Source organism: Paracoccus shanxieyensis (genome assembly GCF_009711265.1).
In the GTDB taxonomy this organism is placed as follows: domain Bacteria; phylum Pseudomonadota; class Alphaproteobacteria; order Rhodobacterales; family Rhodobacteraceae; genus Paracoccus; species Paracoccus shanxieyensis.
Genome location: NZ_WMII01000008.1, coordinates 14,651 through 32,365, shown reverse-complemented (window position 1 = coordinate 32,365; position 17,715 = coordinate 14,651). Strand labels below are relative to the sequence as shown.

Sequence of the window (17,715 nt, the reverse complement as noted above, 5' to 3'; positions counted from 1 at the left end):
AGGCGCGCCGATATGAACGTTCAGAAAGATATGGTCGAACCCATTTCGGAAGACCGGAGCGATGAGCTTCACAGCTCGATCTGGGCGCGCATCCAGCGCGAGGCGCGCATCGCCGTGCGCGATGAGCCTTTGCTGGGTGCGCTGATCCATGCCGGTCTGCTGCACCATTCGACGTTCGAGGCGGCGTTGGCCTATCGTTTTTCGCTGAAGCTGGCCTCGCGCGAGATGAGCGAACAGATCCTGCGCGAGATCGCGGATTACGCATTCGCCCAATCACCCGAGCTTTCGCAGGCGGGGCAGGCCGATCTGCTGGCGGTTTATGATCGTGACCCGGCAACGCATCGCCTGATGCAGCCGATCCTGTTCTTCAAGGGCTATCAGGCGCTGCAAGCCTATCGCATCGGGCATTGGTTGTGGCAGCAGGGCCGCTCGGACATGGCGTATTTCGTGCAGATGCGCTGCTCGGAGGTGTTCGGCGTGGACATCCACCCTGCGGCGAAGATCGGCACGGGCGTGATGATCGATCACGCGCATTCCATCGTCATCGGGGAAACCGCCGTCGTCGGAAACGATGTGTCGATGCTGCATTCCGTCACGCTGGGCGGCACCGGCAAGGAAGATGGCGACCGTCACCCCAAGATCGGCAATGGCGTGATGATTGGTGCGGGTGCGAAAGTGCTTGGAAATATCCATGTCGGCCACCATTCTCGCATCGCCGCCGGTTCGGTTGTGCTGAGCGACGTGCCGCCGTGCAAGACCGTCGCTGGCGTGCCGGCGCGGATCGTGGGCGATGCCGGTTGCACCGAGCCCTCGAACAGCATGAACCAGCTTCTTGGGCACGAGGATATCTTCTAGGCTGTTAAAGCCAGTCGTTCAGCCCGCTGCCGGTCAGTTCCTCAAGGCTGATGCGTTCACGCGCCAATCGGTCATCCAAGTCCCGCGCGATACGGCTGGCCAGAGAAAATCCCTGATAGATCAAGGCAGAGTAGATCTGCACGGCCGACGCACCCGCGCGGATCTTCTGCCATGCCTGTTCGGTCGAGCCGATGCCCCCGACGCCGATGATCGGGATCTGACCGTTTATCTGCTGGCTGAGGCGCGCCAGCACATGCGTCGATTTCGCAAACAGGGGCGCGCCGGAAAGGCCGCCCATCTGGTTTGCATGCTGCGGGCCGATGCCATCGCGGGCCAGCGTGGTGTTTGTGGCGATGATACCGTCCACCCCTGACGACAAGGCCACCGCCGCAATATCCGACACTGCATCCGGATCAAGGTCCGGGGCGATCTTGACGAACAGCGGCGGGCGGCTTGGCAGGGCGTTACGGGCGGAAATAGCCCGGTCCAGCAAGGCCGCCAGCGCATCCGCACCCTGCAGATCCCGCAGCTTTTCGGTGTTTGGCGATGAGACGTTGACCGTCAGGAAATCTGCTGATGCCCCGGCGATGTCGATAACCGCGGCAAAATCCGCGCTTTTGTCGTCACTGTCCTTGTTCGCGCCAATATTCAACCCGACCGGAATGCCAGCGGGTCTGGCAGCAAGACGTTCGGCAATCGCCTGCGCGCCATGATTGTTGAACCCGAAGCGGTTGATGATGGCCCGATCCTCGCTAAGCCGGAACAGGCGAGGTTTGGGGTTGCCAGGCTGCGGGCGCGGGGTCGCGGCACCAACTTCGACAAAACCAAACCCCGCACGCATCAAGGCAGGCAAAGCCACCGCATTCTTGTCGTATCCCGCTGCAAGCCCGACGGGGTTGGGCAGATCCAGCCTGGCCAGATTGATCCGCAGGCGCTGGGATGTCACCGGCTTGCCGGGAAGCGGCACCAGACCATGCGCCAAGGCGCGGATCGACAGATCATGCGCGCGCTCGGGGTCCAGACGATGCAATGCGCGAACGCCCAGACGCTCAATCGGGTTCATGTCAGTTCTCCGGGATCGTGGCCCTGATCGTTCAGCGCAATCTCGCGCGACCACAGGATGTCGGTCAGCCGCAATTCGCGATAGAGATGCGGAAACAGAGCGTCACCGCGCGAAGGTTCCCACCGCAGAGGGTCCAGGCCGTCGGTCTGGATGGCCAGCAGCACCAAACCCGGTTCCCCCGCGAAATGCTTTGCCAATGTGCCGGACACCTGTTCGGCTGTCGACAGGTGGATAAAGCCATCCGCGATATCGACGGGCGCACCTGCGCTGCGACCGTCTTGCCGCAGGGCCTGATATTCATCGGGGCGAAGGATTTTGTAAGCCAGCATGGCCGCGGTTCTTGCGCGCAGCCCGGCGTGCAGTCAAGCGCGAACCTTTCCCGGAAATGGCCCATCGGCGGTTGACCTGTCCCCATCCTTGCCGGAAGCTTCCCGCAACCGGACCTAAAGGGGATGAAGATGAAAAGCTGGCTTCTGATATCGACGGCAGTTCTGGCATTCAGCACCGGCGCGGCGCAGGCGGATTACACGCTGCACATCCTGCATATTAACGATTTCCACAGCAGGGTCGAGCCGATCAACAGCTATGACAGCACCTGCGATGCCGAGACCGATGCCAAAGGCGAATGCTTCGGTGGCGTCGCCCGGCTTGCCTCGAAGATCAATGAGTTGCGCGATCAGCTTCAGGCCGATGGTCAGAACGTCGTGGTTCTGGATGCGGGTGACCAGTATCAGGGCAGCCTGTTCTATACGACCTATAAGGGCACCGATACGGTCGAGTTCATGAACGCGATCGGCTTTGATGCCATGGCGGTGGGCAACCATGAATTCGACGATGGCCCCGCCGGTCTGAAGCTGCTGGCTGAAGGTGTGAACTTTCCGGTCATCTCGGGCAATCTGGATCTGTCGCAATCCCCGGAACTGAAGGGCGTGGTCGGTGACACGCTGACGCTGGATGTCGGCGGTCAGAAGATCGGCATCGTCTCGGCGCTGGCGATGGATACGCCCGAAACCTCATCCCCCGGCGCGAATGTCATCTTTCAGGACGATCTGGAAAGCCTGAAGGGCGATGTGCAAAGCCTGACCGACGAAGGTGTCAACAAGATCATCGCGCTGACCCATGAAGGATATCGCCGCGATCAGAGGATTGCCGCCGAGGTCGCAGGTCTCGACGCCGTTGTCGGTGGCCACAGCCACACGCTGCTGGGCGACATGGAGGGGGCCGAAGGGCCTTATCCGACCATGGTAAAAGGCCCTGACGGCGCCGAGGTTCCCGTCGTAACCGCCTATGCCTACAGTAAATATCTTGGCCATCTTGTGCTGACATGGGACGATGCCGGCAATCTGATCAAGGCCGAGGGCTCGCCGATCCTGCTGGATGCTTCGGTCACGCCGGATGCGCGCATCGCGGCCCGTGTCAAGGAAATGGCAGCGCCGATTGAGGAATTGAAGCAGAAGCGCATTGCCGAAATCGCAGCACCCATCGATGCCGCACGCGAAAACTGCCGCCAGCGTGAATGCGAGATGGGCGTGGTCGCGGCTGATGCCATGCTGGCCCGTGTGCAGGATCAGGGCATTTCCATCGCAATCGCGAATGGCGGCGGGTTGCGTGCATCGATCGCGGCGGGGCCGGTGACCATGGGCGATGTGCTGACCGTGCTTCCGTTCCAGAACACGCTTTCGACGTTTCAGTTGAAAGGCAGCGACATCGTCGCGGCCTTGGAAAACGGTGCCAGCCAATATGAGGACGCGGCGGGCCGGTTCGCTCAGGTGGCCGGGCTGAAATACACCGTCGATCCGAAAGCCCCGTCCGGAGCGCGGATTTCAGACGTGATGGTGCGTCAGGATCAGCAATGGGTGCCCATTGACCGCAACGCAACCTATGGCGTCGTGTCCAACAATTACATGCGCGCAGGCGGCGACGGCTATAAGGTCTTCGCCACGAACGGCATGAACGCATATGATTTCGGGCCGGATCTGGCGGATGTGCTGGCGGACTATCTGTCCAAGCAGGGACCGGGCTTCGCGCCCAAGCTGAATGGCCGGATCACGGTGAAGTAGGCTTCTGATCTTCCAGTTCGGTCAGCAGGAAACGCTCGAAATCATCAAGATCGACCGGATCGAACTGGCCGAAGCCCTGCATCCAGACCGAGGCGCTGCGCAGGCTTTCCGGCTCAAGCTTGCACCAGATGATGCGCCCGCGCCGTTCCTGCCGGATCAGCCCGGCGCTGGCCAGCACAGCAAGATGCTTCGAGATGGCCGCAAGGCTCATCTCGAAAGGCGCGGCCACATCCGTCACCGCCATGTCATCCTCAAGCAACATGCCCAGAATGGCCCGCCGCGTCGGATCGGCGAGGGCGGCGAAAATGGCGTCCAAGGGCGGGCTGGCAACGGTCATCAGCTTTGTTTAACCGAAGAGTTGAATAAACGCCATCGCCCAGACTGTGCCGAAAACCATCCGCAGCCCTCTGTTGCGTTAACGATAAACACAGCGATTTCAGTCATATAGCGCGCTGCCTTGCTTGCTTGACTCGGGGGGGCTTAGAACCTATCACCGCCTCAACCAATAACGAGGGTGTGAGCGGTGGCCGAGGAACCGGACCAGGACATCGCGCGGGCCCGGGACGCAGAGCGGTTGCGCGACCTTGAGGCCCGTCTGGGGCAGAAGGCAGCCCCGGTGCCCGGCTCTCGTGGGGAAGAGCATTTCAGTCAGGCCAATATGGCTTGGCGCATGGTGACCGAACTGGTGGCCGGATTGGGCATCGGTTTCGGGATCGGGTTTGGGCTGGACAGCTTGTTCGGCACGACGCCGCTTCTGATGGTCGTCTTCGTGTTGTTCGGCCTTGCGGCCGGGGTGAAGACGATGCTGCGGACGGCACGGGAAATTGGCAAGGCACCGGGGCAACCCGGCGACGACAAGGGTGAATGACGATGGCTGTGACTGAAGAAAAAGTTGAGGGTCTGGTTTTCCACCCGATGGACCAGTTCATCATCAAGCCGCTGTTCGGCGGCACGCATGTGCATTGGTACACCCCCACGAACGCGACGCTGTGGATGGCTCTGGCCGCCGCGGGCATCATTGCGCTGCTGGTCTTTGGCACCCGTGGCCGCGCCATCATCCCGAACCGTCTGCAATCCATCGCCGAGCTGCTTTACGGCATGGTCCGCAAGATGGTCGAAGATGTCACCGGCAAGGACGGGCTGAAATACTTCCCCTATGTCATGACGCTGTTCTGCTTCATCCTGTTTGCGAACTTCCTGGCGCTGATCCCCAAATCCTTCTCGTCCACGTCGCATATCGCGGTCACGGCGACGCTGGCGCTTCTGGTGTTCATCGGCGTGACGGTGCTGGGCTTCGTCAAGAACGGCACGCATTTTCTGGGCCTGTTCTGGGTCAAGTCGGCCCCGATGGCGCTGCGTCCGGTTCTGGCCGTGATCGAGCTGATCTCGTATTTCGTGCGTCCGGTCAGCCACTCGATCCGGCTTGCGGGCAACGTCATGGCCGGTCACGCGGTGATCAAGGTCTTTGCCGCCTTCGCCGCCGTTGCCGCCATCGCGCCGGTTTCGATCCTTGCGATCACCGCCATGTATGGCCTTGAGGTGCTTGTCGCACTGATCCAGGCCTATGTTTTCACCATCCTGACCTGCGTCTATCTGAAGGACGCGCTGCATCCGGCGCACTAAGCGCCGACCCGCAGATCAGGCAAATCACAACCCCTTTCCAAAGCCTCAAGGAGCATCAATATGGAAAACCTGGGTCAACTCGGTCAGTATCTCGGCGCCGGTCTGGCTTGCATCGGCATGGCCGGGGCTGCCATGGGTGTGGGCAACGTTGCCGGCAACTATCTGGCTGGCGCTCTGCGCAACCCTTCGGCCGCTGCTTCGCAGACCGCCACGCTGTTCATCGGCATGGCCTTCGCAGAAGCTCTGGGGATCTTCTCGTTCCTCGTCGCGCTGCTGCTGCTGTTCGCAGTCTGATCCTTTGCCATCCTTGCGGTTGGATGGGGGCGATGCCCCCATCCGATTGTGAAACGACCGGCATGGGGTAGGACATGATCAGCCTGTTGCAACAGACCGCGCCCGGCGTGGTCGAACATTCGGAAACGGCAGTCCAGCACGGCGCTGAAGCTGCCGCGCACGGGGCCGATGCGGCCCATGGCGCGGCCGGTGCGGCGGGTCATGCCGCCAGCGCACCCGGCATGCCGCAGTTGGACTTCACCACCTTCGGCAACCAGATCTTCTGGCTGCTTGTGGTGCTGGCCGTCATCTACTGGGTTCTGTCGCGCGTGGCATTGCCGCGGATCGGCGGGGTCATCAGCGATCGTCAGGGCGCCATCACCGGTGACCTTATGGCCGCCGAGGAATTCAAGCAGAAAGCCAAGGACGCGGAAGCCGCCTATGACAAGGCGCTGACCGATGCCCGGGCCGAAGCAAGCAAGATCGTTGCTGCGAACAAGGCCGAGATCCAGAAGGAACTCGACGCTGCCATCGCACATGCGGATGCCGAGATTTCGGCCCGCGCGGTCGAATCCGAAAAGCGCATCGGTGAGATCCGTGCATCGGCGGTCGAGGACGCGCGCAGCGTGGCCCGCGAAGTGACCGAGGCGCTGGTTCAAAATCTGGGCGGAACTGCCGATCAGGCCGCGATCAACGCGGCTGTCGATCAGCGACTGAAGGGGGCGCTGCAATGAAACGTCTGAGCGCATTCTTCGTTCTGATGGCAAGCCCGGCATTCGCGGCGACGGGTCCGTTCTTCTCATTGCGCAATACCGATTTCGTGGTGACGCTGGCGTTCCTGCTGTTCATCGCGATCCTGGTATATTACCGGGTGCCGCAGATCGTCGGCGGCTTGCTGGACAAGCGCGCCGAAGGCATCCGCAACGATCTGGCCGAGGCACGTCGCCTGCGTGAAGAAGCGCAGGAGATCTATGCCAGCTATGAGCGTCGCCAGCGCGAAGTGAAGGGTCAGGCCGACGAGATCGTGGCCAATGCCAAGCGCGAAGCCACCATCGAGGCCGAAAAGGCCAAGACGGCGTTGCAGCTTTCCATCGAGCGTCGCCTGAAAGCGGCCGAAGAGCAGATCGCCAGCGCCGAATCCGACGCCGTGCGTGCCGTGCGCGACCGTGCGATCCGCACCGCGGTTTCTGCGGCGTCCGAGATCCTTGGTCAGCAGGCAACTGCCGAACAACGCAGCGCGGGCATCGATCAGGCCATCGCCGATGTAGCGCGCCGCCTGAACTGAGGTCGCCTGACTGAGGCAGCCTGAACTGAGAACGAGAAAAGGGTCGCACCAAGACCCGTTGGACAGTGAAAAACCCCGGATGGCGACATCCGGGGTTTTTGCATATTGTCGCGCCGGTTCGCCGAGACACGCTCAGCCGCAGGACTTTTGCACGGCCCCCATCGAGAGGGCCATGCAAAAGGGCCGGCAGCGCTGCTGCCGACCCCTCGCGCCCCGATTGGGCGGTCGCTTTAGCGGGTCGTGGTCGGGATGATCTGGATCTCGACCCGGCGGTTCTGCGCGCGGCCGGCAGCGCTGTCGTTCGAGGCGACCGGGCTGGATGCGCCCTGACCGGTGGTGGCGATGCGGCCGGTGGCCACGCCGCCCGCCGACAGGATGCCCGCGACCGAACGCGCGCGACGCTCGGACAGGTCCTGGTTATAGGCGGCCGAGCCGGTGCTGTCGGTATGGCCGATGACCTGAATGCGGCTGTTGGGATATTGGTTCAGGTTGCGCGCGATCGTGTACAGATCGTTCTGGCCCTGCGCGCCGACAGCGGCCGAGTCGGTCGCGAACAGCGTCGTTTCCGGCATGATGACCGACAGATAGCTGCCGCGGTTCACCACCTGGATATTCGGGTTGTTCAGCGATTGCTGAAGTGCCGCGCGCTGCTGGTCAAGGATCGAACCGCCGACCGCACCTGCGGTTGCGCCGATCACTGCGCCTTTCAAGGCATTCTCGCGGCTTTCGCCAGCGCCGATCAGACCGCCGACCACGGCGCCTGCGATGGCGCCCTGCTGGGTGCGGCTCATATTGCCGCCGGGCGCCGTCGGGTTGCCATAGGGATCGGTGGTTGCGCATGCCCCAAGGGCAAGCACGCCCGCAGTTGCGGCCATCAGCGAGATACGGAGTTTCATCTTATCACCTTTCTTCATGGGGCGATCCTACGTCGCCTGTCCTTACGACGCGGCCATTGCCTGTTTCGCAGGCTGAACGGCGGCTGATCCCCAAACGTGGGCAAGATGGCACGGGTTCCGGGCCAACTCTACCGGAATACGCAATAATTTCGTAACCGACGCTCACATTGCAGCGATGGATTGCGGCGCGAGGACGGCACCTTCCCGCGCCAGCAAGGCGCGTTTTGCGGCCTCGCCCCAATGGTAATTCCCGATGCTGCCATCGGCGCGGGTGACGCGATGGCAGGGCACGATCCATGAGATCGGGTTCTGTCCGACCGCCGTGCCGACCGCGCGCAGGGCCGTGGGCCGCCCGATCCGCTGCGCCAGTCCGGCATAGCTGAAGATTTGCCCGGCCGGGATCTGCAGCAGCCCGTGCCAAACCTGCATCTGAAAGGCCGTGCCGGTCAGGCGCAGGGTGATCTGCCCCGCGTCCTGCAAAAGCGCGTCGATCATCGGGGCCAGCCGGTCGGGCGCCTCGGTCAGCCGCGCATGCGGCCAGCGCGCCGACAGATCGCCCAGCACCTGAGGCGCGCTGAACCGGCCCACGATGCCAAGACCCCAAAGCGCATCTGCAGTGCCAAGCGCCACAAGCCCCCCGATGGGCGAGGCGAATGTGCCATGCGCCAGATCGCCCGCGCCATCCTTAGGATCGGATGTGACAGCGATCCGCAGCCGCGAGGGCCTGCGGTCGGTGAACTCCATGCTGATCTGCGACATGCGGCACCTTTCCGGTTTCGGGCAAACCTAGCGCGCGGCGCGGCGAATGTCAGTCTTTGGTTGCGGACCGGCGCGGGGCAGGGCATCTGAGGGCTATGGTCCGTGCTGTGTCATCCCGCATTCCCGCTCCGTTGCCCTATGCCGCGCAGGTCGCGATCTTTTCGCGCTTCCGCGAGGCCGACCCGCAGCCGGTGACCGAGCTGGAATATGTCAACGCATTCACCCTGCTGGTGGCTGTGGCGCTGTCGGCGCAGGCCACCGATGTCGGCGTGAACAAGGCCACCAAGGCGCTGTTCGCCAAGGTGACGACGCCGCAGCAGATGGTGGATCTGGGACTTGAGGCGCTGACCGAGCAGATCAAGACCATCGGCCTGTTTCGCCAGAAGGCCAAGAATGTCATCGCCCTGTCCCAGCGCCTGCTGGCCGAATATGGCGGCGAGGTGCCGCAATCGCGCGCCGCCCTGATGACGCTGCCCGGCGTCGGGCGCAAGACGGCGAATGTCGTCTTGAACAGCGTGTTCGACTTTCCCGCGCAGGCGGTCGATACGCATATCTTTCGCGTCGGCAACCGCACCCGCATCGCGCCGGGCCGCGACGTCGAGGCGGTCGAGCGCGCGATCGAGGACAATGTGCCGGTTCCCTTTCAGCAGAACGCGCATCACTGGCTGATCCTGCACGGGCGCTATGTCTGTCAGGCCAAGCGCCCGCGCTGCAAGATCTGTCCCATCGAAGACCTTTGCCCCTATGAGGAGAAGACCGAATGACCACGCCCTATGTGATCGGGATCGGCAATGCGATCATGGACGTGATCGCGCCCACATCGGATGCCACGCTTGGCCGTCTGGGGATCGAAAAGGGGATCATGCAACTGATCGAGCGTGACCGCTCGGAATTCCTGATGGCGGCGCAATCGGCGGATCACGAGGCGCAGAAGGCGCGGCTGGTGCCGGGCGGATCGGTCGCGAATACGCTGGCCGGTCTGGGCATGATGGGGCTGAAGACCGCCTTGATCGGTCGCGTGGCCGCCGATCCGCTGGGCCTGTCCTATGCCGAACAGACTGAGGCGATGGGCACGGTCTTCGTCAATCCGCCGGTGGCGGGGGATGTGCTGCCGACCTCGCGTTCGATCATCTTCGTGACGCCGGATGGGGAGCGGTCGATGAACACCTATCTGGGGGTTTCCGGCGATCTTGGCCCGGATGATGTGAACCCGGCGACGTTCAGCGGCGCGGACTGGCTGTTTCTGGAGGGCTATCTGTTCGACAAGGATGTCGGCAAGGCGGCGTTTCTAAAAGCCGCCGAGGCCTGCCACAAAGCGGGCGGGCAGGCGGGGATCGCGCTGTCGGATCCGTTCTGCGTCGACCGTCACCGCGACGGCTTCCGCCGTCTTGTGGCCGGACCGATGGATTACGTCATCGGCAATTCCCATGAATGGACATCGCTGTATCAGGTCGAGGATCTGGAGGAGGCGCTGCGTCTGGCCGCCGCCGATTGCCGCACGGTGATCTGCACACGCTCGGGCGAGGACGCCATCCTGATCCGCGAGGGCGAGCGGGTCAGTGCGCCCGTGCATCGCGTGGTGCCGGTCGATGCAACCGGGGCGGGCGATCAGTTCGCGGCCGGGCTGATCTATGGGCTGGCGCGGGATCTGCCGCTGGCGGTGGCGGGCCGCATGGGCTGCATTGCCGCAGCCGAGGTGATCGGCCATGTCGGGCCGCGCCCGGAAAGCGATCTGCTGGCGGCGTTCCGCGCCGAAGGGCTGATCCGCTGATCGCGGCGTCTTTTTGAGTATTTGCAGAACAGAGAAGGGCAGAGGGTTTCGCCTCTGCCCTTTTTGTTGGGTTCATGTTTGGAGCGTTTATGCGGCCTTTTTCGCCCCGCCGAAGCGGCCATAGAAGCTTTCGCCCTTGGCGGCCATGTCGCGCAGCAGATCCGGCGTCGTGAAGCGGTCGCCGAATTTTGCCGTCAGGTCGTCGGCGATCTCGGCGGCGCGTGCGGCCCCCAGCATGTCGAGCCAGCCGAACGGGCCGCCCGACCACGGCGCAAAGCCCCAGCCGAGGATCGCCCCGACATCGCCTTCGCGGATGTCTTCCAGCACGCCGTCCTGCAGCGCGCGCACGGCTTCAAGACTTTGGGCGAACATCAGGCGATGCTGGATCTGGGTCAGCTCGGGCTGTTCACCCTCGACCGGCCATTCCGTGGCAAGGCCGGACCAGAAGCCCTGACGCTTGCCCGCATCGTCATAGTCGTAAAAGCCCGCCTTGGTCTTGCGGCCCAGCCGACCCTGATCGGCCAGCTTGAAGATCACCTGATCGACCGCCGCATCGGGATAGGCGTCGCCCATGGCCGCGCGCGTGGCCTTGGCGATCTTGACGCCCAGATCGATCGAGGTTTCATCGACCAGTTGCAGCGGACCCAGCGGCATGCCCATCATCTTGGCGGCATTTTCGATCAGCGTCGGGCTGACGCCTTCGGCCACCATGCGGATGCCCTCGTTGATATAGGGGATGATGCAGCGGTTGGCATAGAAGAAGCGCGCGTCGTTGACCACGATGGGCGTCTTGCGGATCTGGCGCACGAAATCCAGCGCCTTGGCGACCGCGACGGGCCCGGTCTGTTTGCCCTTGATGATCTCGACCAGCAGCATCTTGTCGACGGGTGAGAAGAAGTGGATGCCGATGAACTGCTCGGGGCGGCTGCTGGCGCGGGCCAGATCGCTGATCGGCAGGGTCGAGGTATTGGTGGCGAAGATCGCGTCCTTGGGGATCACGGCTTCGGCCTTGGCGGTCACCTCGGCCTTGACCTTCGGATCCTCGAACACGGCTTCCACGATCAGGTCGCAGCCCTCCAGCGCGGCGTAATCGGTGGTCGCCGTGATGCGGGCCAGCACCTCGGCCTTTTTCTCATCGGTGGATTTCCGGCGCGAGATCGCCTTGTCCAGCAGATCGGCGGAATAGGACTTGCCGCGGTCTGCCGATTCCTGCGCCGAGTCGATCAGCACAACCTGAATGCCCGCCATGGCCGAGACATAGGCGATGCCCGCGCCCATCATGCCCGCGCCAAGGATGCCGACCTTTTTCACTGTCTGGTCGGGCGCCTCGGGGCGGTTCGCGCCTTTTTCCAGCGCCTCCTTGTTGATGAACAGGCTGCGGATCATCGCGGTCGAGGACGGGTTCATCAGGACGTTGGTGAACCAGCGCGCCTCGATCTTCAGCGCGGTGTCGAAGGGCACCATCGCGCCTTCGTAAACGGCGCTGAGCAGCGCCTTGGCGGCGGGATAGACGCCCAGCGTCTTGCCATGCACCATGGCCGATGCGCCGACGAAGGTCATGAAGCCCGCCGGGTGATAGGGTTCGCCCCCCGGCATCTTGTAGCCTTTGGCGTCCCATGGCTTGACCAGATCGGCATCGCTTGCAGCCAGCACCCATGCACGCGCGGCGGCCAACGGATCGGCCACGACCTCATCGATCAGCCCGGCGGATTTGGCCTTGGCCGGATCGCTGAGCTTGCCTTCCAGCAGGAAGGGGGCCGCTGCCATCGCGCCCAGCTTGCGCACCAGCCGTGTCGTGCCGCCACCGCCGGGGAAGATGCCAACCATGATTTCGGGCAGGCCGATCTTGGCCTTCGGGTTTTCGGCGGCAAAGATGCGATGCGTGGCCAGCGGCAGTTCCAGCCCGATGCCAAGCGCCGAGCCGGGCAGAGCGGCCGCGATCGGCTTGCCGCCCTTCTTGGTCTTGGGGTCCATGCCCGCAAGCTCGATCTTGCGCAGCAGGTGGTGCAGACCCATGATGCCGTCGAACACCGCCTGCGCGCCGCCCTGCTTCATCCCGGCGATCACGTTCAGGTCCATGCCCGCGGCAAAGTCCTTCTTGCCTGAGGTGATGACAATGCCTTTGACCGCGTCATCGGCCAGCGCGTCGTCGATCAGCCCGTTCAGTTCCGCCGCGCCGTCCAGAGACAGCACGTTCATCGACTTCGCGGCCACATCCCAGGTGATGATGGCCACGCCGTCGTCGTCTTTGGTCATGGTAAAATCGGTCATGTCTTTCCCCCTCAGACGCGTTCGATGATGGTGGCCGCGCCCATGCCGGACGCGATGCACAGCGTGGCCAGACCGACATTCTTGTCCTGCCGCTCAAGCTCATCCAGCAGGGTGCCGATGATGATGGCGCCCGTCGCGCCCAGCGGATGGCCCATGGCGATCGAGCCGCCGTTGACATTGACCAGCGCCGGATCGATCTGGAACGCCTGCTGGAAGCGCAGAACGACGCTGGCGAAGGCCTCGTTCACCTCGAACAGGTCGATGTCGCCGATGGACATGCCGCTGTCGCGCAGGATCTTTTCGGTCACCGGAACCGGGCCGGTCAGCATGATGGTCGGGTCCGTGCCGATCTTGGCGGTGGCGCGGATCCGGGCGCGGGGCTTAAGCCCGTAGGCCTTGCCGAACTCGGCGTTGCCGATCAGCACGGCCGCCGCGCCATCGACGATGCCCGAGCTGTTGCCGGCATGGTGGATGTGGTCGATATGGTCCAGATGCGGATATTTCAGCATCGCCACCTTGTCGAAGCCCGGCATCATCTCGCCCATTTCCTTGAAGCTGGGCTTCAGGCGGGCAAGATCCTCATAGGAGGTGCCGGGGCGCATGTATTCGTCGTGATCCAGAATGGTCAGGCCGTTCTGGTCCAGCACGGGGACGATGGATTTCGCAAAGCGGTTCTCTGACCATGCAAGGGCGGCGCGGCGCTGGCTTTCGACGGCCAGCTTGTCGGCATCCTCGCGGGTGAAGCCGTATTCGGTCGCGATGATATCCGCCGAGATGCCCTGCGGCACGAAATAGGTGCCGAAGGTCAGGGTCGGGTCAACGGCAATCGCCGCGCCGTCGCTGCCCATGGCAACGCGGCCCATCATTTCGACCCCGCCCGCGATATAGGCCTGACCCGCGCCGCCGCGCACCTGGTTGGCGGCAAGGTTCACCGCCTCCATGCCGCTGGCGCAGAAGCGGTTGATCGCAAGGCCGGGGATCGATTGGTCGAGGGCGGATTCCAGCACCGCCGAGCGTGCAAGGCAGCCGCCCTGTTCCTTGACCTGCGTGACATTGCCCCAGATCACGTCCTCGACGGCATGGCCTTCCAGCCCGTTGCGCGCCTTGACGGCGTTCAACAGGCGCGCTGACAGCGCAACGGATGTCACCTCGTGCAGGCTGCCATCGTTGCGGCCCTTGCCGCGCGGCGTGCGGGCGGCATCATAGATAAAAGCGTCGGTCATGCGTCCTCCTTCTCGGCCCGGTCCGAAGGGTTGCCGGGCATCAGATCATAGGGATGGTTCCAGCCGGGCAGGGCGCTGATGCGGCCCAGCCATGCGGCGATATTGGGATGTTTGTCCGGGTCGAAGCCAAAGGGCTCGGGATAGAACAGATAGCCGCAGCACGAGAGATCGGCGATGGTGGGCTGGTCCGAGGCCAGCCAGTCCCGATCCGCCAGCCGGGCATCCAGCGTCGCCAGCGCCGCATCCACCCGGCCCTGCATGAAGGCAATCGCGCCGTCCGGGCGTTTTGCCTCGGGCAGGAAATTGCGCAGGAACCGCAGTGCGCCGAACTGGGACGAGCCCTTGTGATTGTCCCAGAACAGCCAGCGCAGGATCTCATTCGGATCGCCATCGCTGAATTGTCCGGTCTGCTCGGCCAGATGCAGCAGGATGACCCCGGATTGCGTCAGGGTCAGGTCGCCATCGACATAGACCGGCGCTTCGCCCATCTGGTTCAGGCGCGCGCGGTACTCGGCGCTGCGCGTTTCATTGTTGAAGAAGTCGACAAAGACCGCGGTCCACGGCGTGCCGGTCAGCTCAAGCATCAGCGCCACCTTGTAGGAATGGCCGGATTCGCCGAAGCAGTGAAGTTTTGCGGTCATCTGAATGTCCTGACGGGGCGGCGTTGCGATTGCGGTGGCCTTGCTGTGGGTATTTGAAAAACAAGGAAGCCGTTAGCGGATCCTTAATCTTCACGATCTAGTCTGGCGGAGCGGTACAGGCTGGGGAGCCGATGACCGCAAACAAGGAAGCCGCCCCGATCATCGGGCGAAAATCCTTCCCGCCCGCAAGGCGGGGTGGTCGGGGCGCAACTTTGGTCTTCCTTGTTTTGAAAATACCCATGCGACCCCTCCACCCTGCATATCGTTGCGGTTTCTCAGAACTGCGCCGCGTCCAGTGCCATCACCGGCTCGGCACCCGACCGGATGCGGGACAGGTGCGTCGCCGTCATCGGCAGTTGACGCGCCATGTAATAGCGCCCGGTCGCGATCTTGGTTTCAAAAAAGGCCGTGTCGCCAGTGCCGTCCGCAAGTGCCTTGCTGGCGGCCACGGCCATCCGCGTCCACATCAGGCCAAGCGCAACATGGCCGAAGAGATGCATGAAGTCGTAAGACCCCGACAGCGCGGCATTGGGGTTTTTCATGCCCTGATCCATGAAATACATCGCCGCGGCCTGCAGATCCTTCGAGGCGGCTTTCAGCGGCTCGGCAAAGCTTGCTTTCAGCGCCTCGTCCGCTTCGACGGATTTGATCTCGGCCTTGACCATCTCGAAGAAGGCCATGATCGGTTTGCCGCCTTCGGCTGCCAGCTTGCGCCCGACCAGATCCAGCGCCTGCACGCCGTTTGCGCCCTCATAGATCATGGCGATGCGGGCGTCGCGGACGAATTGCGACATGCCCTGTTCCTCGATATAGCCATGCCCGCCAAAGACCTGCTGCGCCTGCACGGCGGTCTCGAATCCCTTGTCGGTCAGGAAGCCCTTGACCACGGGGGTCAGCAGCGAGACCAGCGCCTCGGCGGCCTGATCCTGTCCCAGATGGCTGCGGTCGATCAGATGCGCGCACCATGTGGCCAGCGCACGGGCGCCTTCGACGAAGCTTTTCTGATCCATCAGGTTGCGGCGGATATCGGGATGCACGATCAGCGGATCGGCCGGTCCCGAGGGGTTCGCCGTGCCCGTGACGGCGCGGCCTTGCAGGCGGTCGCGGGCATAGATCACCGCTTCCTGATAGGCGGCCTCGGCCACGGCATAGCCTTGCAGGCCGACGCCGATGCGCGCTTCGTTCATCATGGTGAACATGGCCCGCATACCCTTGTGCAGATCGCCCAGCAGCCAGCCGCGCGCCCCGTCATAGTTCATGACGCAGGTGGCATTGCCGTGAATGCCCATCTTTTCTTCCAGCTTGCCGACCGAGACGGCATTGCGCTCGCCCAGAAAGCCATCGGCATTCACCAGAAACTTCGGCACGATGAACAGCGAGATGCCCTTGGTGCTTTCGCCGCCGCCGGGGGCCTTGGCCAGCACCAGATGGATCACGTTGTCGGACATGTCGTGGTCGCCGGCCGAGATGAAGATCTTCTGCCCGGTGATCAGATAGCTGCCATCGTCCTGCGGTTCGGCCTTGGTGCGCAGCATCCCCAGATCGGTCCCGGCATGCGGTTCGGTCAGGTTCATCGTGCCGGTCCAGTCGCAGCTGGCCATCTTGGGCAGATAGGTCGCCTTCTGGTCATCGGTGCCATGCGCATGAATGGCCGAATATGCGCCATGGGTCAGGCCCGGATACATGGCAAAGGCCATGTTGGCGCCGGAAAACAACTCGGCCGCGGAATGGCCGATGACATAGGGCATGCCCTGACCGCCATATTCCGGGTCGGCGTCCAGCGCCGTCCAGCCGCCTTCGCGCAACTGATCGAACGCCGCCTTGAAGCCGTCGGGCGTGCGCACGATGCCGTTTTCCAGCCGGCATCCCTGCCGGTCGCCCACGCTGTTCAGCGGTGCCAGCACCTCGGAGGCAAGCTTGCCTGCCGCGTCCAGAACCGCCTCGGTGAAGTCGCGGTCCAGATCGCCATAGCCGGGCACGTCCAGGCCCGAGATGTCCAGCATGTCATGCAGCACGAACTGGATGTCGCGGATGGGGGCGGTATAGGTGGTCATGTGTCCTCCGGGGCTGGCGCGGTCAGGCGCCGGTTTTCAGTTGCACCAGCATCTGTTCGCCCTCGGCGATCTGCTGGCGAAGTTCGGTGATGGCAAGGCCAAGCTCGTGATGCTGGCGCTCCATGTCGGCCAGCCGCTCGCGGGCGGTGGCGATGGTGGCGGTCGCCTGCGTCAGGTTGCGTTCGGCGGGATCGTAAAGTTCCAAGAGCTGGCGGATCTGTTCCAGCGAAAATCCGAAGCGCTTGCCGCGCAGGATCAGCGTCAGCCGCGCCCGGTCGGTGCGGTCGTAAAGCCGGTGCTGGCCACGGCGTTCCGGGAAAATCAGTTCGCGCGATTCATAAAAGCGCAGGGTGCGGGGTGTCACGTCAAAGGCGTCACACATCTCGCGGATGGTCATCAACGTATCGCTCACGGCCGTCCTCCCCCTCCCGAAGTTCCGATCGCATAACCGGAATATAGGGCAAGTTGACGTGCGCGTAAGGTGCGACGTGGCGTCAGCTTTCGGGCTTGGCCATCGCGTCCAGAATATTCACCGTCTGATCGCGTAGCGCCTGAAGATCGGTGATGGCGGCCTGAATTTCGTCGCGCTGGCGGGCCAGCACGTCAAGCTGGCGGTCCGCCATGTCGATCCAGACGCTGTATTGTTCCTGCGTGCCCTTTTCTTCATAGATCAGCAGCCATTGCCGGATCTCTTCCAGGGAAAAGCCGAAGCGGCGGCCGCGCAGGATCAGCTTCATGCGCGCCACTTCGCGGGGGCTGTAAAAGCGGGCGCGGCCCTCCTTCCGGGGGTCGAGCAACTCGATATATTCGTAGTAACGCAGCGTCCTCGGCGTCACATCGAAGCGCGCGCACATGTCTTTGAAACTGATATATTCGCTGTCTGTCATTCTTGGACCTGGCAGGATGGGTCAAGCCTAGCTGAGGGTTTTGGCAAACTCAAC

General features: G+C 63.3%; 20 protein-coding genes. 9 read left to right on the top strand and 11 right to left on the bottom strand.

Annotated elements, in window-relative coordinates:
• Positions 1 to 12: 12 nt before the first annotated feature.
• Positions 13 to 855, top strand: a complete 843-nt coding sequence (gene cysE, locus GL284_RS09865) for a serine O-acetyltransferase (RefSeq protein ID WP_155044438.1) — start codon at positions 13 to 15, stop codon at positions 853 to 855.
• Positions 856 to 859: 4 nt separating this feature from the next.
• Here the strand turns inward: cysE and GL284_RS09860 are convergent, their stop codons facing one another.
• Both GL284_RS09860 and GL284_RS09855 read right to left on the bottom strand, forming a co-directional pair.
• Positions 860 to 1,918 carry a quinone-dependent dihydroorotate dehydrogenase gene (locus GL284_RS09860; RefSeq protein ID WP_155044437.1) on the bottom strand — a complete coding sequence of 353 codons (1,059 nt, stop codon included), beginning with the start codon at positions 1,916 to 1,918 and terminating at the stop codon, positions 860 to 862.
• On the bottom strand, positions 1,915 to 2,247 hold the full coding sequence (locus GL284_RS09855; RefSeq protein ID WP_155044436.1) for a DUF952 domain-containing protein: 333 nt from the start codon (positions 2,245 to 2,247) through the stop codon (positions 1,915 to 1,917). The genes GL284_RS09860 and GL284_RS09855 overlap by 4 nt, the downstream gene beginning before the upstream one ends.
• A 129-nt stretch (positions 2,248 to 2,376) precedes the next feature.
• Here GL284_RS09855 and GL284_RS09850 point away from each other — a divergent pair, with 129 nt between their 5' ends.
• The gene (locus tag GL284_RS09850) at positions 2,377 to 3,978 is read left to right on the top strand and encodes a bifunctional metallophosphatase/5'-nucleotidase (RefSeq protein WP_155044435.1); all 1,602 of its coding nucleotides are present in this window, start codon (positions 2,377 to 2,379) and stop codon (positions 3,976 to 3,978) included.
• Here GL284_RS09850 and GL284_RS09845 read toward each other — a convergent pair.
• Positions 3,965 to 4,315, bottom strand: coding sequence for an ArsR/SmtB family transcription factor (locus tag GL284_RS09845; protein WP_155044434.1), 351 nt, complete (start codon positions 4,313 to 4,315; stop codon positions 3,965 to 3,967). The genes GL284_RS09850 and GL284_RS09845 overlap by 14 nt on opposite strands.
• A gap of 186 nt (positions 4,316 to 4,501) precedes the next feature.
• Between GL284_RS09845 and GL284_RS09840 the strand changes: the two genes are divergently transcribed.
• The 5 genes from GL284_RS09840 (at position 4,502) to GL284_RS09820 (ending at position 7,159) form a co-directional block, all read left to right on the top strand.
• Positions 4,502 to 4,846 (top strand): AtpZ/AtpI family protein, encoded by a 345-nt coding sequence (locus tag GL284_RS09840; RefSeq protein ID WP_341870347.1) that lies wholly within the window; start codon positions 4,502 to 4,504, stop codon positions 4,844 to 4,846.
• A gap of 2 nt (positions 4,847 to 4,848) precedes the next feature.
• On the top strand, positions 4,849 to 5,601 hold the full coding sequence (locus GL284_RS09835; RefSeq protein ID WP_425274221.1) for a F0F1 ATP synthase subunit A: 753 nt from the start codon (positions 4,849 to 4,851) through the stop codon (positions 5,599 to 5,601).
• A 60-nt stretch (positions 5,602 to 5,661) separates the two neighbouring features.
• Complete coding sequence (locus tag GL284_RS09830) at positions 5,662 to 5,895, top strand: F0F1 ATP synthase subunit C (RefSeq protein ID WP_114348568.1); 234 nt, start codon at positions 5,662 to 5,664, stop codon at positions 5,893 to 5,895.
• Between the two features lie 74 nt (positions 5,896 to 5,969).
• A complete protein-coding gene (locus GL284_RS09825) occupies positions 5,970 to 6,608 on the top strand; it encodes a F0F1 ATP synthase subunit B' (protein ID WP_155044432.1) in 639 nt (212 codons plus the stop codon).
• Entirely contained in the window at positions 6,605 to 7,159 is a 555-nt protein-coding gene (locus GL284_RS09820; RefSeq protein ID WP_155044431.1) for a F0F1 ATP synthase subunit B, read from the top strand. The genes GL284_RS09825 and GL284_RS09820 overlap by 4 nt, the downstream gene beginning before the upstream one ends.
• A 230-nt stretch (positions 7,160 to 7,389) precedes the next feature.
• Here GL284_RS09820 and GL284_RS09815 read toward each other — a convergent pair whose 3' ends face one another.
• Together GL284_RS09815 and GL284_RS09810 are read right to left on the bottom strand one after the other, a co-directional pair.
• Positions 7,390 to 8,055 (bottom strand): YiaD family glycine zipper/OmpA-like lipoprotein, encoded by a 666-nt coding sequence (locus GL284_RS09815; RefSeq protein ID WP_155044610.1) that lies wholly within the window; start codon positions 8,053 to 8,055, stop codon positions 7,390 to 7,392.
• A 162-nt stretch (positions 8,056 to 8,217) separates the two neighbouring features.
• Positions 8,218 to 8,814 (bottom strand): methylated-DNA--[protein]-cysteine S-methyltransferase, encoded by a 597-nt coding sequence (locus GL284_RS09810; RefSeq protein WP_230383012.1) that lies wholly within the window; start codon positions 8,812 to 8,814, stop codon positions 8,218 to 8,220.
• 95 nt (positions 8,815 to 8,909) lie between these two features.
• Between GL284_RS09810 and nth the strand changes: the two genes are divergently transcribed.
• Together nth and GL284_RS09800 are read left to right on the top strand one after the other, a co-directional pair.
• Complete coding sequence (gene nth / locus GL284_RS09805; protein WP_155044430.1) at positions 8,910 to 9,578, top strand: endonuclease III; 669 nt, start codon at positions 8,910 to 8,912, stop codon at positions 9,576 to 9,578.
• Positions 9,575 to 10,585 carry an adenosine kinase gene (locus GL284_RS09800; RefSeq protein WP_155044429.1) on the top strand — a complete coding sequence of 337 codons (1,011 nt, stop codon included), beginning with the start codon at positions 9,575 to 9,577 and terminating at the stop codon, positions 10,583 to 10,585. Before nth ends, GL284_RS09800 begins: the two co-directional genes overlap by 4 nt.
• An 87-nt stretch (positions 10,586 to 10,672) precedes the next feature.
• Here the strand turns inward: GL284_RS09800 and GL284_RS09795 are convergent, their stop codons facing one another.
• From GL284_RS09795 to GL284_RS09770, 6 genes are all read right to left on the bottom strand, one after another.
• The gene (locus tag GL284_RS09795; RefSeq protein WP_155044428.1) at positions 10,673 to 12,856 is read right to left on the bottom strand and encodes a 3-hydroxyacyl-CoA dehydrogenase NAD-binding domain-containing protein; all 2,184 of its coding nucleotides are present in this window, start codon (positions 12,854 to 12,856) and stop codon (positions 10,673 to 10,675) included.
• Positions 12,857 to 12,867: 11 nt separating this feature from the next.
• Positions 12,868 to 14,079 carry an acetyl-CoA C-acetyltransferase gene (locus GL284_RS09790; protein ID WP_155044427.1) on the bottom strand — a complete coding sequence of 404 codons (1,212 nt, stop codon included), beginning with the start codon at positions 14,077 to 14,079 and terminating at the stop codon, positions 12,868 to 12,870.
• A complete protein-coding gene (locus GL284_RS09785) occupies positions 14,076 to 14,720 on the bottom strand; it encodes a glutathione S-transferase family protein (protein ID WP_155044426.1) in 645 nt (214 codons plus the stop codon). The genes GL284_RS09790 and GL284_RS09785 overlap by 4 nt, the downstream gene beginning before the upstream one ends.
• 275 nt (positions 14,721 to 14,995) lie before the next feature.
• Positions 14,996 to 16,774 carry an acyl-CoA dehydrogenase C-terminal domain-containing protein gene (locus GL284_RS09780; RefSeq protein ID WP_155044425.1) on the bottom strand — a complete coding sequence of 593 codons (1,779 nt, stop codon included), beginning with the start codon at positions 16,772 to 16,774 and terminating at the stop codon, positions 14,996 to 14,998.
• 22 nt (positions 16,775 to 16,796) lie between these two features.
• Positions 16,797 to 17,186: a MerR family transcriptional regulator gene (locus GL284_RS09775; RefSeq protein WP_341870346.1), complete on the bottom strand. Its 390-nt coding sequence runs from the start codon at positions 17,184 to 17,186 to the stop codon at positions 16,797 to 16,799.
• A gap of 82 nt (positions 17,187 to 17,268) precedes the next feature.
• Positions 17,269 to 17,661 (bottom strand): MerR family transcriptional regulator, encoded by a 393-nt coding sequence (locus GL284_RS09770; protein WP_155044424.1) that lies wholly within the window; start codon positions 17,659 to 17,661, stop codon positions 17,269 to 17,271.
• Positions 17,662 to 17,715: the final 54 nt, after the last annotated feature.

Coding starts and splice junctions, on each gene's coding strand:
- GL284_RS09850 (WP_155044435.1), top strand. CDS start 2,377: ATGAAAAGCTGGCTTCTGATATCGACGGCAGTTCTGGCATTCAGCACC.
- nth (WP_155044430.1), top strand. CDS start 8,910: ATGGTCCGTGCTGTGTCATCCCGCATTCCCGCTCCGTTGCCCTATGCC.
- cysE (WP_155044438.1), top strand. CDS start 13: ATGAACGTTCAGAAAGATATGGTCGAACCCATTTCGGAAGACCGGAGC.
- GL284_RS09820 (WP_155044431.1), top strand. CDS start 6,605: ATGAAACGTCTGAGCGCATTCTTCGTTCTGATGGCAAGCCCGGCATTC.
- GL284_RS09830 (WP_114348568.1), top strand. CDS start 5,662: ATGGAAAACCTGGGTCAACTCGGTCAGTATCTCGGCGCCGGTCTGGCT.
- GL284_RS09800 (WP_155044429.1), top strand. CDS start 9,575: ATGACCACGCCCTATGTGATCGGGATCGGCAATGCGATCATGGACGTG.
- GL284_RS09835 (WP_425274221.1), top strand. CDS start 4,849: ATGGCTGTGACTGAAGAAAAAGTTGAGGGTCTGGTTTTCCACCCGATG.
- GL284_RS09810 (WP_230383012.1), bottom strand. CDS start 8,814: ATGTCGCAGATCAGCATGGAGTTCACCGACCGCAGGCCCTCGCGGCTG.
- GL284_RS09770 (WP_155044424.1), bottom strand. CDS start 17,661: ATGACAGACAGCGAATATATCAGTTTCAAAGACATGTGCGCGCGCTTC.
- GL284_RS09795 (WP_155044428.1), bottom strand. CDS start 12,856: ATGACCGATTTTACCATGACCAAAGACGACGACGGCGTGGCCATCATC.
- GL284_RS09845 (WP_155044434.1), bottom strand. CDS start 4,315: ATGACCGTTGCCAGCCCGCCCTTGGACGCCATTTTCGCCGCCCTCGCC.
- GL284_RS09825 (WP_155044432.1), top strand. CDS start 5,970: ATGATCAGCCTGTTGCAACAGACCGCGCCCGGCGTGGTCGAACATTCG.
- GL284_RS09790 (WP_155044427.1), bottom strand. CDS start 14,079: ATGACCGACGCTTTTATCTATGATGCCGCCCGCACGCCGCGCGGCAAG.
- GL284_RS09855 (WP_155044436.1), bottom strand. CDS start 2,247: ATGCTGGCTTACAAAATCCTTCGCCCCGATGAATATCAGGCCCTGCGG.
- GL284_RS09780 (WP_155044425.1), bottom strand. CDS start 16,774: ATGACCACCTATACCGCCCCCATCCGCGACATCCAGTTCGTGCTGCAT.
- GL284_RS09860 (WP_155044437.1), bottom strand. CDS start 1,918: ATGAACCCGATTGAGCGTCTGGGCGTTCGCGCATTGCATCGTCTGGAC.
- GL284_RS09785 (WP_155044426.1), bottom strand. CDS start 14,720: ATGACCGCAAAACTTCACTGCTTCGGCGAATCCGGCCATTCCTACAAG.
- GL284_RS09815 (WP_155044610.1), bottom strand. CDS start 8,055: ATGAAACTCCGTATCTCGCTGATGGCCGCAACTGCGGGCGTGCTTGCC.